A 12,670-nucleotide genomic window follows, 5' to 3' on the forward strand; every position below is an offset into this window, starting at 1 on the left:
CGCCATCGCGGGCAAGCGCGCTCCTACGGTGCGCCTGATTGATCTTCCAGCTGTAAGCGAAACGCCGCCGAAGAGAGATCTTCAGCGGCGCATTCGTTTGTGAGTCCACGCACCTGTAGGAGCGCGCTTGCCCGCGACGGCGCACTGCCAGACACCACCTTGTCACTGACCCGACGCCATCGCGGGCAAGCGCGCTCCTACGGTGCGCCTGATTGATCCCCCAGCTGTAACCGAAACGCCGCCGAAGGGATATCTTCAGCGGCGCATTCGTTTGTGAATCCACGTACCTGTAGGAGCGCGCTTGCCCGCGACGGCGCACTGCCAGACACTGCGCCGTCAACTGACCCGACGCCATGGCGGGCAAGCGCGCTCCTACGGTGATAGACAGGCATGATGTACGGGCCTCAGCCCACCCGAAACTTCCCCACCATCTCCTGCAACTGCATCCCCAACCGCGCCAGTTCAACACTGGACGCAGCCGTCTCTTCGCTTGCGGCCGCGGTTTGTTCAGAAACGTCACGCACGGCGAGTACGCTGCGATTGATCTGCTCCGCCACCACGCTTTGCTCCTCGCCCGCCGTGGCGATCTGCTGATTCATGCTCTGGATCGCCGAGACGGTCCGGGTGATGTGCTCCAGGGCAGCGCCTGCCCGTCGGCTCAGTTCGACGCTGCGATCCGTCAGGCTGCGGCTGGCGTCCAGTGTGGTCACCGCATGCTGGGTGCCGTTCTGTAGCGCGGCGATCAACGCCTGTATCTCTTCGGTCGATTCCTGGGTTCGCAATGCCAGGCTGCGCACTTCGTCGGCGACGACGGCAAAGCCGCGGCCCGCCTCACCGGCGCGGGCTGCTTCGATCGCCGCATTCAGGGCGAGCAAATTGGTCTGTTCCGAGACGGAACGGATAACATCGAGCACACCGCCAATTTTGTCACTCTCCAGCTTGAGCTGGCCCATGGCTTGGGAAGAGTGGTTGACTTCAACCGCGAGCCGTTCGATCTGGCTTATAGCGTCCGCCACGACATTGTCGCCTTCGCGAGCCTGCTGATCGGCCTGGCGAGCGGCCTCGCTGGCTTCCTCGGCGTTGCGAGCGACCTCCACCACGGTCGAGGTCATCTGCTTCATTGCGGTCGCGACTTGATCGGTTTCGACCTTCTGGCTGTTCATGCCCGCGCTGGTCTGCCCAGTGACCGCCGAGAGTTGCTCGGCTGCGCTGGCAATCTGAGTGATGCCATCGCTCAGGCCGGTGATCAGCCCGCGCAACCGAACGGTCATGTCCTGCATGCTTTGCTGCAGACTGCCCATCTCGTCTCGACGTTGAACATCCAGGTCCTTGCTCAAGTCGCCACTGGCGATACGTGCCGCAACGCTGAGGGTCTGACGCAAGGGCACGATGATTTGTCGCGTGATCAGCCATGCCGCCAGGACGCCCAGCAAGATAGCCAGCCCAGCCACGCTGCTGAGGGTCGTGCGCGAACGTTCGGCATCGCGGTCACGCCGCTCGCTCTGCCGCTTGGTGATGTCGTCCGTGGAAGAAAGAAGGCTGTCGCCCATCGCTTCCATGGACTCTTGAGCTTCTTCCGATTTGGCTTGAAGCACCTTCAGTTGGCTCAACTGGGCTCGATAATCTTCAAGGGCCTCTTTGGCATTTGTCAGAATGGCCGCATTGGTGTCCGACGGACTGGCCATGATTTGCTGGACTTCGCCGAGTGCATCGCCAATGGCTTTGATTGCGGCGGTTTCGAATGACTCCAGCCCGGTGTACAGATACGCCTGGGTGGCATAGCGCGTGTCTTGAATGTGGCGGCGCAGTTGCAGGATGTTGGTGAATTCGTCGAGTTTCTCCTGGTTTCCCTGCTCTTCACTTACCGCTTTGAGCACATCGCCTTCGACCTTATCCACCGCGGCGACAACCGTCTCCGACAGCGTCCTCATCCGCTGACGCGCTACATCGCGATCCTTGAGCAACTGTTCCAGGTCATTGAACGTCTTTTCCAGGGCACTGACGGTTTCGCTTTGCTTGTTAAGCATCTGGATGATGTCGGGAGAGTCGTCGCTGCTGCGCAACGTGCCCAAGTGGCTTTCGATCTCATTGATGCCATCGCGCACTTCTTTCGCACTGGCCGGCGTATTTTCAGTGCGAAATATGATGCGTTCGGCACGCAGGTCCTCGGTCAGGGTGTTGAGCCGAGTCGTGGCTGTCAGCGACTCCGAACGCTCGATCATCGTGTCCAGGCCGTGCCAGCCGGTCAGGGTAATGACCAATGTGAGCAACAACACCAGGCCGAAACCCAGCGACAATTTGAGTTTGACGCTGGCATTGGCCAGCGCCGTGTTGATTCCCTGCACCATGGTGCGTCTCCTGCGAGTGAGCGATAAACGCGCATCGGCAGGCGTATCGAAGACGTGACCTGATGAGGTCGTAGGAGGTTTCCGAGGCTGCGGCTGAAGTGACTCGGCTCACAGATTTGCCGGCCGGAGCTATCCGCCGTTGCCTCGGTTTGGCCAAAACAAACCAACCTACACCCTGAACCTGCCGACCAGCCCTTGCAGGTGCGTGCCCAGTCTGGCCAGTTCGACGCTGGAAGCGGCTGTTTCTTCACTGGCGGCGGAGGTTTGCTCCGATACATCGCGCACATTCAGGACACTGCGGTTGATCTCTTCGGCGGTCGCGCTCTGTTGCTCGGCTGCGGCGGCGATCTGCTGGTTCATCGCCTGAATCGCTGACACCGTTCTGGTAATGCTTTCCAGCGCACCACCGGCCCGACGGGTCAACTCGACACTGCTGGTGGTCAGCTCGCGGCTGTTGTCCATGATCGCTGCCACCTGCTGTGTGCCGTTTTGCAGGCCGGCGATCAGCTCCTCGATCTCTTCGGTGGATTTCTGGGTGCGTTGCGCCAGGCTTCGCACTTCGTCGGCCACGACCGCAAAGCCACGACCCGCTTCACCGGCCCGGGCCGCTTCGATGGCGGCGTTAAGGGCGAGCAGGTTGGTCTGCTGGGCGACGGACTTGATCACATCCAACACGCTGCCGATCTTGTCGCTCTCACGCTTGAGTTCGCTCATGGCGTCAGTGGAGTGGCCCACTTCACTGGCCAGGCGCTCGATTTGAGCGATGGCTTCATTCACCACCTTGTCCCCCTCTCGCGCTTGCTGATCGGCCGCCACCGCGGCTTCCGAAGCCTCTTCGGCGTTGCGTGCCACTTCATGGACGGTGGCCGTCATTTGATGCATTGCGGTGGCCACCTGATCGGTCTCGACCTTCTGACTGTTGACCCCAGCGCTGGTTTGTTCGGTCACGGCAGACAGCTGTTCGGCCGCACTGGCGATCTGCGTGACGCTCTCATTGATACCACCGATCAGCCCCCGCAGGGCGACGGTCATGCGCTGGATGCCCCCTTGCAACTGTCCCAACTCGTCGCGGCGGTCCAGCACCAGGTCATGGGTCAGGTCGCCTGCGGCGACACGGTCTACCGCGAGCAAGGTCTGTTTGAGCGGGGCGGTGATTTGACGTGTGATCGTCCAGGCGGCGAGCACGCCGATCAGCAAGGCGACCGCCGTTGCCAGGCCCAACATCGACCGCGCTTGTCGACTGTCGGCGTCCCGTTTGGCGTTTTGTAGGGCGGTCAGTTTTTCGCTGTTATCGAGCAGCTGCTGCCCCAGGCCGGCCATTCTGTCCAACGCCTGATGGCTGACCTGCTGCGCGTCGCGGTACTGACCGACTGCCGCACCGTAACCCTTGAGTGCCAGGTTGGCGCGCTGCAGTTGGGGAATGTATTGCGAAGAAACGTCGCCCGCCAGCGAGTTCACTCCCATGATGGCTTCGTCGATGGCAGTGGTGGCGTTCTTCTCGAAGTCGGGGTTACCGCTGAAGGTGTAGCCACGCACCTGGAAGCGCGCCTGCTGGATCAACTTACTGACGCCCACCGCGCTGTTGAACTGCAGGATGTTGTCATGCTGGATCAGCGCTTCTTCGATCTTGTTGACCTCGTTCACTGCCGCGTCCGCAGTGGTGCCAAGGTTTGCCCGTGCCGTTTCGCGAACTTGGATCGCTTGAGTCATTTCACCGAAGGCGCGTCGGTATTCCGCCGCGACTTGCGTTTGGGTGTCGAGCAACTTGAGGTCGTCGCTCCCGGTAATGCGCGCATAGGCGGCCTTGAGGCGATGGTCGAGCGTGTCCAGCGCGGTCATGACGACCTTCGCGGTCTCGGCGTTTGACTGGCTTTCATAAGCCATGCGCGCGTTGCGCAGTGCCATGGTTTGCTCGCTGATCCGAGAGATGTTCGCCAGCTTGTCGCCGCGCTCGATCAGCGACGAAATACTCGACCAGCCTGTGGCCATGATGATGACGGTCAGCAATAGCACCAGGCCGAAACCGATCGCGAGTTTGCGGCCGACACTGATGTTTCCGAGGCGATGGGCAGTCCAGCGGTACATGTGTTGATTCCTTGCGCGTTATTGTTATGGACGCAAGGTTATCGGCACCGGTGCACCCTTCTGAAGCGCGGTGCAGCGACCTATTGGCTGAGGCTGGAGGGGGCGCATGATCGGTTCAAGGCCGAAATCGAGAAACGAGGGCAGATTCAGAACAACCGGGCGAGGAGTGCGGTGACCGCGGTTTCGACGCGCAGGATACGGTCCCCCAACTGCACCGGATTCAGGCCCGACGCTCGAAGCATGTCGACTTCGTAAGGTATCCAGCCCCCTTCGGGGCCGATGGCGAGTGTGACAGGGTCGGTGACGGCGCGCGGGCAGGCCGGAAAGTCGCCGGGATGACCCACCAGGCCGAGCGTGCCGTCGACGATAGCTGGCAGTCGATCCTCGACGAACGGCTTGAAGCGCTTTTCAATCGCAATCTCCGGAAGCACGCTGTCGCGAGCCTGTTCAAGCCCGAGGATCAGTTGTTCGCGAATGGCTGTCGGCTCAAGGAAGGGCGTCTGCCAGAAGCTTTTCTCCACGCGATAACTGTTGACCAGAATCACTTTGGGCACCCCCATGGTCGCGACGGTCTGGAACACGCGGCGCAGCATCTTCGGACGCGGCAGGGCGAGCACCAGTGTCAGCGGGAGTTTGGCGGGGGGCTCATGGTCGAAGGTGACGGATAATTCGGCCTCGTTCGCTTCTAGACGCTCAACGCAGGCAGTGCCCAGCAGCCCGCCCAGTCTACCGACCCGCAGGGTGTCGCCCGCTTCGCAGCGATGCACCTCCTGCATGTGCCTGAGGCGCCGGTCACGCAGCACCACACGGTCAGCCGATAGGAAATCGGCCTCTTCCAGCAACAGCAGGTTCACGGTTGAGTCGCTGGCGGCTGATCGCGCTTGTCGGCCTGTTCGTCATCCTCGTGATCGCCGCGTCGCGTGACCATCGCACTGCACAGCACACCGATTTCGAACAGCAGCCACATCGGTACCGCCAAGAGCGTCTGCGAGAAGATGTCAGGCGGTGTCAGGATCATGCCGATCACGAAGCAGCCGATGATCACGTACGGGCGGATCTTCTTCAGGTACTTCACGTCGACGATACCGATCCACACCAACAGCACGACCGCGACCGGAATCTCGAACGCCACGCCGAAAGCCAGGAACAGCGTCATCACAAAGTCCAGGTAGCTGGAGATGTCCGTCATCATCGACACCCCTTCCGGGGTCACACTGGCGAAGAAGTGGAAGATCAGCGGAAAGACCAGGAAATAGGCGAAGGCCATTCCGGCGTAGAACAGGATGATGCTGGAAATCAGAAGCGGAACGGCGACGCGCTTCTCATGTTTGTACAGACCTGGCGCGATGAACCCCCAGATCTGGTACAGGATGACCGGCATCGCCAGAAACAGCGCGACCATCATCGTCAGCTTGAAGGGCGTGAGGAACGGCGACGCAACGTCCGTGGCGATCATCGTCGCGCCTTCCGGCAGAAACTTGCGCAGCGGTGCAGAAACGAATGTGTAGATCTTCTGCGTGAAATAGAACAACGCGCCGAAGATCAGGAAGATCGCGAGCACGCAACGCAGCAGGCGCGAGCGCAGCTCGGTCAAGTGCGAAACCAACGGCATTTGCTGGTCGTTTTCCGGGATATCGCTCATGGGGCTCGGGGAGGCTGTGTCGAATCGTTGGCAGAAGGCGTGCCGGGTGCAGCAGTGGCCTGTGTGGTAGTCGGCGTGGGCGCCGAAGCTGGCTCAGCGGCCGGCTCGGGGGTCAGCGAAGGTTTCTCGACCATGATGACCTGCTCGGAGGCCGTCAGTGAGCCAGCAGGCGCCTGTTCGGCTTCGGGCGCCGGCTGAGGCGCAGGTGGCGTCGAGGGGCGCTGCGGTTGCATGATTTTGCGCGCTTCTTCTTCCAGGGAAAGAATGTGCTCGTTATGCAACTGACGGCGAATTTCGTCGGCGCCGATTTCGCGCTCCACTTCCTGTTTGATCGCGTTGAAGCTGCGTTTCAGGCGCCCCACCCAAAGGCCAGCGGTGCGCGCAGCGCCCGGCAAGCGTTCGGGACCAAGGACCAGCAAGGCAACCAAGCCTACCAGCAGCAATTCAGAGAAGCTGATACCAAACATGGGTCAGGACCTAGTCTTTGCGAATGGGCTCTTCGACTTTTTGTGCAGTGCCGTCGATGGTGTGCGGCTGATGCAGCGGCTGGCTCGGGTTCGGCTGGGCAGTTGGCTGCGGCTGAACCGGTGGCTGTTCGCTCGGTTTTTCATCGTCGTTCATGGCTTTGCGGAAGCCTTTGATCGACTCGCCGACGTCGGTCCCCAGGTTTTTCAGTTTTTTGGTGCCGAAGACGAGTACGACGACGATCAGGATGACGATCCAGTGTTTCCAGTCAAAAATGCCCATGGCAGGTTCCTCACAAGAAATTCGGGGCTCGCAAGCCCGGTGTTTATTCCGCCGAGCGCGCTGCTTTTTCGGCGTGGCCGGACAAGCCGAAACGGCGGTCCAGTTCATCGAGTACGGCCTGTGGGTGCTGGCCCAGTGCCGCGAGCATGACCATGCTATGGAACCACAAGTCTGCGGTCTCGTAGATGACATCGCTGCAATCACCGCTGACGGCGGCATCCTTGGCGGCGATGATGGTTTCGACCGATTCTTCGCCGACCTTTTCCAGAATCTTGTTCAAGCCCTTGTGGTAAAGGCTCGCAACGTACGATGTGTCAGCCGCCGCGCCTTTGCGCTCTTCGAGCACTTGCGCGAGACGAGACAGGGTATCGGTCATTTCAGTGTCCTGCGTGATAGATGGCGTCCGGGTCTTTGAGCACCGGGTCCACGGTTTTCCAGCTGGCGTCCTCGTATACGCGGTAGAAGCAGCTTTCGCGGCCCGTGTGGCAGGCGATGCCGCCGACTTGCTCGACCATCATGACGACCACGTCCGCATCGCAATCCAGGCGCAGCTCATGCAGCTTCTGGACATGACCCGATTCTTCGCCTTTGCGCCACAACTTACCACGGGAACGCGACCAATAGATGGCACGGTTCTCCTGAGCGGTCAGGCTCAAGGCTTCGCGGTTCATCCAGGCCATCATCAGGACGCGGCCCGTCTTGTAGTCCTGCGCGATGGCAGGCACCAGGCCGTCGTTGTCCCATTTAACCTCGTCCAGCCAGTCTTTCATCGTCGGCTCCGGCCGCTCTGCAAAGAGGGTAGTGTGCCAGTGGGTTGCGCCGATGGCTATCGGCGCACGACCAGATAGAGCCCTGCCACCAGCATCAAGAGTGCCGGCCACGCGCTGATGGCTATCAGCGTGTCGCCGGTTTGCGTGTGGGCGGTGGCCAAGACCACGCCGCCTGCCAGCAACCCGGCACCGATTAGGCGCAGTGCCCAATGATCGCCTTTGTGTGAATAGGGCGGCTGTGGATCGGACGCATGCGGTTGTGACAAACGCTCGAGGAGGTCGCGGGTCATGTTGGCAAGGTGGGGAATCTGCTCGACCTGAGACTGCAGGTTGCCGATCAGCGTTTTGGGACTGACCCGTTCACGCATCCACCGCTCCAGAAAGGGCTGCGCGGTGGTCCACAGGTCCAGCTCCGGATACAACTGACGGCCCAGGCCCTCGATGTTGAGCAGGGTCTTCTGCAGCAGCACCAACTGCGGCTGCACTTCCATATTGAAGCGACGCGCCGTCTGGAACAGGCGCATCAGTACCTGGCCAAAGGAAATGTCCTTGAGCGGTTTCTCGAAAATCGGTTCGCAGACGGTCCGGATCGCGGCTTCGAATTCGTTGAGTTTGGTTTCGGCGGGTACCCAGCCCGAGTCGATGTGCAACTGCGCCACGCGGCGGTAATCACGCTTGAAGAAGGCGAACAGGTTGCGCGCCAGATAGTCCTGGTCCTCGGGGGTCAGGCTGCCGACGATGCCGCAATCGATGGCGATGTATTGCGGGTCCCAAGGCGCTACGGTGCTGACGAAGATGTTGCCCGGGTGCATGTCGGCGTGAAAAAAGCTGTCGCGGAACACCTGAGTGAAAAACAGCTCCACGCCGCGCTCGGCGAGCTTTTTCATGTCCGTGCGCTGATCGGCCAGGGTCGCCAGATCGGTCACCTGCACACCGTAGATGCGCTCCATCACCAGAACTTTCGGCCGGCACCAGTCCCAGTAGACCTGAGGCACGTAGAGCATGGTCGAGCCTTCGAAATTGCGCCGCAACTGACTGGAGTTGGCGGCCTCGCGCAAGAGGTCGAGTTCGTCGTAGATGGTCTTCTCGTAATCGGCGACCACGTCCACCGGATGCAGCAGGCGCGCGTCGGCGGAGAGGCGCTCGGCGATTCGTGCCAGTACGAAGAGCCAGGCCAGATCCGAACCGATGACTGGCTTGAGACCAGGACGCACGACCTTTACCACGACTTCTTCGCCGGACTTCAAGCGCGCCGCGTGGACCTGTGCCACCGAGGCCGAGGCCAGCGGTTCGACGTCGAAGCGGCTGAACACATCGTTGATCCTTGCACCCAACTGCGACTCGATCAGGGCGATGGCCTTGTCCGATTCGAACGGTGGGACGCGGTCTTGCAGCAGCATCAGCTCGTCGGCGATGTCTTCGGGTAGCAGGTCACGCCGGGTCGAGAGAAGTTGACCGAACTTGATGAAAATCGGGCCCAGGTCCTGCAATGCCAGCCGCAGCCGAGCCCCTCGGCTCAACTCGTTCTTGCGTCGCGGAATCCAGCGCCACGGCAGCACAAAGCGCACAGCGAGCAGCCACCATGGCAGGGGCAGGGCGAACAGCAGGTCATCGAGGCGGTAACGGATTACGACACGCTGGATGCGAAACAGGCGGCGGACGGCAAGCAGGCTCATGCGTTATCGCTGGACTTGAGGGATTGGGCCAGACGCTCGAAGCGGGCTTCGAGACGATCCAGGTCTTGTTTGGTCTGATCCAGCTCGGCGAAGCGGGCTTCGGCCTCGCGTTTGCCGACCAGGGTTCGGGATTCTTCGGCCAGATACTCCGCCAGATTGTGGCTGAGGCTGGCAACGCTGTCGCGCGTCCAACGCGCGTTGCTGCGCAGGTGGCCGCCAATCAAAGACGTGGCGACCGGGCCGAGCCAGCGTTGCAGCTCGTACTCCCAGTCCAGGTCCAGATCCTGCAGAACACCCACACACTCCAACAGCACCGCGCTTTCGCCTTCCAGTTCGACCTCGGGGCCGTGCAGCACCGCATTCTTGTCCCTGCTCAGCGCCAGGCGCGTCAGGCTTGCAGCGGGTGCACGCAGGGTGACGTCTGGGCTGGCCTCCCAACGACTGGCCAGCATCAGGCCCTCGTCGCTGGGCAAGATGTACAGGTTAAATGCCGGGCGCGTGCATTCGACTGCAATCACCTTGCCGTTGAGCCGAGCAAGGCGTGGCAAGGCCGTGCTGTCCATCCGCAGCACCCTGTTGATGCCGTGCTCGGCGGTGGCGAGCAAGCCGCTGATCAGCATCAGGGTTTGATACCGCGGTGCAGTGCAACGATGCCGGAGGTCATGTTGTGGTAAGTGACGCGGTCGAAACCGGCATCTACCATCATCGACTTCAGGGTTTCCTGATCGGGGTGCATACGGATCGATTCAGCCAGGTAGCGATAACTGTCGGAATCGTTGGTGATCAGCTTGCCCGCCAGCGGCATGAAGGCGAACGAGTAGGCGTCGTAGACCTTGGACATGACCTTGTTGGTGGGTTTGGAGAATTCCAGCACCAGCAAGCGGCCACCGGGCTTGAGCACGCGCAGCATAGAGCGTATAGCGTCTTCCTTGCGCGTGACGTTGCGCAGGCCGAAGGCGATGGTTACGCAGTCGAAGTAGTTATCCGGGAACGGCAGTTTTTCCGCGTCGGCCTGAACGAACCTGATATTGCCTGCCACCCCGCGATCGAGCAGGCGGTCACGACCGACCTTGAGCATCGACTCGTTGATGTCGGCAAGCACCACTTCACCGGTCGGCCCGACCAGATGGGAGAACTTCTTCGCCAGGTCGCCGGTGCCGCCCGCGATGTCGAGGACACGATTGCCGACACGCACGCCGGACAGCTCGATGGTGAAGCGCTTCCAGAGGCGATGCATGCCCCCGGACAACACGTCGTTCATCAAGTCGTACTTGGCGGCGACGGAGTGAAACACCTCAGCGACCTTCTCGGCCTTCTGGCTTTGCGCTACGGTTTTGTAGCCGAAGTGGGTGGTGGGTTCGGCATCGCTGCCTTTGCGCGGATCGTTCATATCGCTGTCACCAGAATTAAGTGCGGCCATTCTAATCGTCGGGGCTGGCTTTGTCTTGACAAGGCTCACCGCGAACAGTTTCTTCAGCGGTTGCCGCTGGTATAGTGGCCCGACGATTTACCCGTTGAAGGAGCCCGCTCATGGCCCGCATCACCGTAGAACGCCCACACGCGCTGGGTAAGGAAAAGGCGCGTGAGAAAGCCGAGTTGCTGGCGCAAAAGCTGGGCGACAAATATGGCATCGAGCACAGTTGGGAGGACGACACAGTGTCCCTGGAAGGCAAAGGGGCCAAGGGAACGGTGCAGGTCGAAGAGGCATTGGTTCGAGTCGAGATCGAGCTGAATTTCTTCCTGTCCGCCATGAGCAGCACCATCCAGTCCGAAGTCGAACGCCAGTTAGACAAGGCCCTGCACGCGTAACCCATTCTTTCGTAGGAGCGCGCTTGCCCGCGATGAACAAACCGGGCTGCTTGATACGCTGCGGTGGTTGTTTCGCGGGCAAGCGCGCTCCTGCAGCGATCCTCATCTCGCCACCCAACCTAGGGTGAGCTTTCTAATTTTTCTCTCTACGTTGTGCCCATGCCCTCTATTTTCGGGGCAATTCCTCCTATCCCTTTCGAGCGTGAGGTGCAGCATGGCCAAAGTGACCTTGAAGAAGAAAATACAAGCTCAAGAAACCAAGGCTTTTTCCGAAGTGCGGTCGTATGCCCGCAAAATCTGGCTCGCCGGCCTGGGCGCCTACGTCAAGGCCGGGCAGGAAGGCGCCGACTATGTCAAGGAACTGATCAAGACGGGCGAGCAAACCGAGAAGAAGGCCAGGAGAGCCATTGACGAAAAAGTAGAGGCAGCCAACAGCGAACTCGAATCGGTGAAAGGCGATGTCAAAGGTGAAGTCACCAAAGCCAAAGGCCGGGTCGAAATGCAGCTCGACAAGATCGAAAACGTGTTCGACCGCCGGGTGGCCAGTGCCTTGAATCGCATCGGCATTCCGTCTAAACATGATGTTGAGACACTCTCTGCTAAGCTCGATGAGCTGACGGCATTGCTCGAACGTGTCGCGCGTAAACAATAAGGAGAGCGGGATGGCTGGCAAAAAGAAAACCGAAAAAGAAGGCAGCTCCTGGATTGGCGAAGTGGAGAAGTACTCCCGCCAAATCTGGCTGGCTGGTTTAGGCGCTTACTCGAAGATCAGCAATGACGGCAGTAAGCTTTTCGAATCCCTGGTGAAGGACGGCGAGAAGGCGGAAAAGGAAACCAAGGCGTCCGTTGGCAAAACCGTCGATACCGCCAAAGCGTCCACCAAATCCCGCGTCGGAGACGTGAAGGATCTGGCGTTGGGCAAATGGGGCGAACTGGAAGGGGCGTTCGACAAGCGTCTGAACAGCGCGATTTCTCGCCTCGGGGTGCCAAGCCGCAACGAGGTCAAGGCCTTGCATGACAAGGTGGACCTGCTGACCAAACAAATTGAAAAGCTGACCGGTGCTTCAGTCACGCCGGTCTCGAAAACGGCGGCCGCCAAACCGACTGCTAAACCAGCGACGAAAGCCACAGCCAAGCCTCTGACCAAGGCGGCGGCCAAAACGGTCACCAAGGCTGCAAGCACCGCAGCCAGCAAAACCGCAGCCGCCAAGCCTGCCGTTGCCAAGACGGCTGCCAAGCCTGTCGCGGCGGCGTCCAGGGCAGCGGCATCCACGGCGGCTAAAGCCAAAACCGTAGCGGCAAAGCCAGCCACCAAGCCGGCGGCGAAACCTGCGGCGGCCAAACCCGCTGCCGCGAAAAAGCCTGCCGCTGCCAAAAAACCTGCAACGCCGAAGGCTGCAGCCGCCAAACCGACCGCAGCAGCGACATCAGCTTCAACGCCGAGCGCAGCGCCGTCTACCCCGGCAGCGCCGTCGACTCCTGCTGCCTCATCGACCTCCGCCAGCCAGTCCTGATTCTCGGCTGGCCCGACGAAAAACCCGAACTGTGCAGGCAGGTCGGGTTTTTTTCATCACACTCATTGCGCGTCCCGCG

General features: G+C 60.7%; 14 protein-coding genes. 3 read left to right on the top strand and 11 right to left on the bottom strand.

Features of this window, described 5'->3' with window-relative positions; all coding sequences use genetic code 11:
- Positions 1-404: 404 nt before the first annotated feature.
- From N5D61_RS08945 to ubiE, 11 genes are all read right to left on the bottom strand, one after another.
- Positions 405-2,348: a methyl-accepting chemotaxis protein gene (locus N5D61_RS08945; RefSeq protein ID WP_279892162.1), complete on the bottom strand. Its 1,944-nt coding sequence runs from the start codon at positions 2,346-2,348 to the stop codon at positions 405-407.
- A gap of 168 nt (positions 2,349-2,516) precedes the next feature.
- Positions 2,517-4,433, bottom strand: a complete 1,917-nt coding sequence (locus N5D61_RS08950) for a methyl-accepting chemotaxis protein (protein ID WP_279892164.1) — start codon at positions 4,431-4,433, stop codon at positions 2,517-2,519.
- 146 nt (positions 4,434-4,579) lie between these two features.
- Positions 4,580-5,287, bottom strand: a complete 708-nt coding sequence (locus N5D61_RS08955) for a 16S rRNA (uracil(1498)-N(3))-methyltransferase (RefSeq protein ID WP_279892166.1) — start codon at positions 5,285-5,287, stop codon at positions 4,580-4,582.
- Positions 5,284-6,075 carry a twin-arginine translocase subunit TatC gene (gene tatC, locus N5D61_RS08960; protein ID WP_279892168.1) on the bottom strand — a complete coding sequence of 264 codons (792 nt, stop codon included), beginning with the start codon at positions 6,073-6,075 and terminating at the stop codon, positions 5,284-5,286. The genes N5D61_RS08955 and tatC overlap by 4 nt, the downstream gene beginning before the upstream one ends.
- Complete coding sequence (tatB, locus tag N5D61_RS08965) at positions 6,072-6,542, bottom strand: Sec-independent protein translocase protein TatB (RefSeq protein WP_279892169.1); 471 nt, start codon at positions 6,540-6,542, stop codon at positions 6,072-6,074. Before tatB ends, tatC begins: the two co-directional genes overlap by 4 nt.
- A 10-nt stretch (positions 6,543-6,552) precedes the next feature.
- Positions 6,553-6,822 carry a twin-arginine translocase TatA/TatE family subunit gene (locus tag N5D61_RS08970; protein WP_108237436.1) on the bottom strand — a complete coding sequence of 90 codons (270 nt, stop codon included), beginning with the start codon at positions 6,820-6,822 and terminating at the stop codon, positions 6,553-6,555.
- A 43-nt stretch (positions 6,823-6,865) separates the two neighbouring features.
- Positions 6,866-7,198 carry a phosphoribosyl-ATP diphosphatase gene (locus N5D61_RS08975; protein ID WP_108237435.1) on the bottom strand — a complete coding sequence of 111 codons (333 nt, stop codon included), beginning with the start codon at positions 7,196-7,198 and terminating at the stop codon, positions 6,866-6,868.
- A gap of 1 nt (position 7,199) precedes the next feature.
- Positions 7,200-7,592 carry a phosphoribosyl-AMP cyclohydrolase gene (gene hisI, locus N5D61_RS08980; RefSeq protein ID WP_108237434.1) on the bottom strand — a complete coding sequence of 131 codons (393 nt, stop codon included), beginning with the start codon at positions 7,590-7,592 and terminating at the stop codon, positions 7,200-7,202.
- A gap of 56 nt (positions 7,593-7,648) precedes the next feature.
- Positions 7,649-9,268 carry a ubiquinone biosynthesis regulatory protein kinase UbiB gene (gene ubiB, locus N5D61_RS08985; protein ID WP_108237433.1) on the bottom strand — a complete coding sequence of 540 codons (1,620 nt, stop codon included), beginning with the start codon at positions 9,266-9,268 and terminating at the stop codon, positions 7,649-7,651.
- Positions 9,265-9,888 (bottom strand): SCP2 sterol-binding domain-containing protein, encoded by a 624-nt coding sequence (locus N5D61_RS08990; protein ID WP_279892172.1) that lies wholly within the window; start codon positions 9,886-9,888, stop codon positions 9,265-9,267. The genes ubiB and N5D61_RS08990 overlap by 4 nt, the downstream gene beginning before the upstream one ends.
- The gene (ubiE, locus tag N5D61_RS08995) at positions 9,888-10,658 is read right to left on the bottom strand and encodes a bifunctional demethylmenaquinone methyltransferase/2-methoxy-6-polyprenyl-1,4-benzoquinol methylase UbiE (RefSeq protein WP_108237431.1); all 771 of its coding nucleotides are present in this window, start codon (positions 10,656-10,658) and stop codon (positions 9,888-9,890) included. The genes N5D61_RS08990 and ubiE overlap by 1 nt, the downstream gene beginning before the upstream one ends.
- Before the next feature lie 140 nt (positions 10,659-10,798).
- On the opposite strand from ubiE, the gene N5D61_RS09000 reads away from it, so the two are divergent.
- From N5D61_RS09000 to N5D61_RS09010, 3 genes are all read left to right on the top strand, one after another.
- Positions 10,799-11,077 (top strand): polyhydroxyalkanoic acid system family protein, encoded by a 279-nt coding sequence (locus N5D61_RS09000; protein WP_108237430.1) that lies wholly within the window; start codon positions 10,799-10,801, stop codon positions 11,075-11,077.
- Positions 11,078-11,291: 214 nt separating this feature from the next.
- Positions 11,292-11,729 carry a phasin family protein gene (locus N5D61_RS09005; protein WP_279892174.1) on the top strand — a complete coding sequence of 146 codons (438 nt, stop codon included), beginning with the start codon at positions 11,292-11,294 and terminating at the stop codon, positions 11,727-11,729.
- A gap of 10 nt (positions 11,730-11,739) precedes the next feature.
- The gene (locus tag N5D61_RS09010) at positions 11,740-12,591 is read left to right on the top strand and encodes a phasin family protein (protein WP_279892176.1); all 852 of its coding nucleotides are present in this window, start codon (positions 11,740-11,742) and stop codon (positions 12,589-12,591) included.
- Positions 12,592-12,670 lie beyond the last annotated feature (79 nt).

The sequence above is a fragment of the Pseudomonas sp. GD03842 genome, assembly GCF_029841165.1.
Classification (GTDB): domain Bacteria; phylum Pseudomonadota; class Gammaproteobacteria; order Pseudomonadales; family Pseudomonadaceae; genus Aquipseudomonas.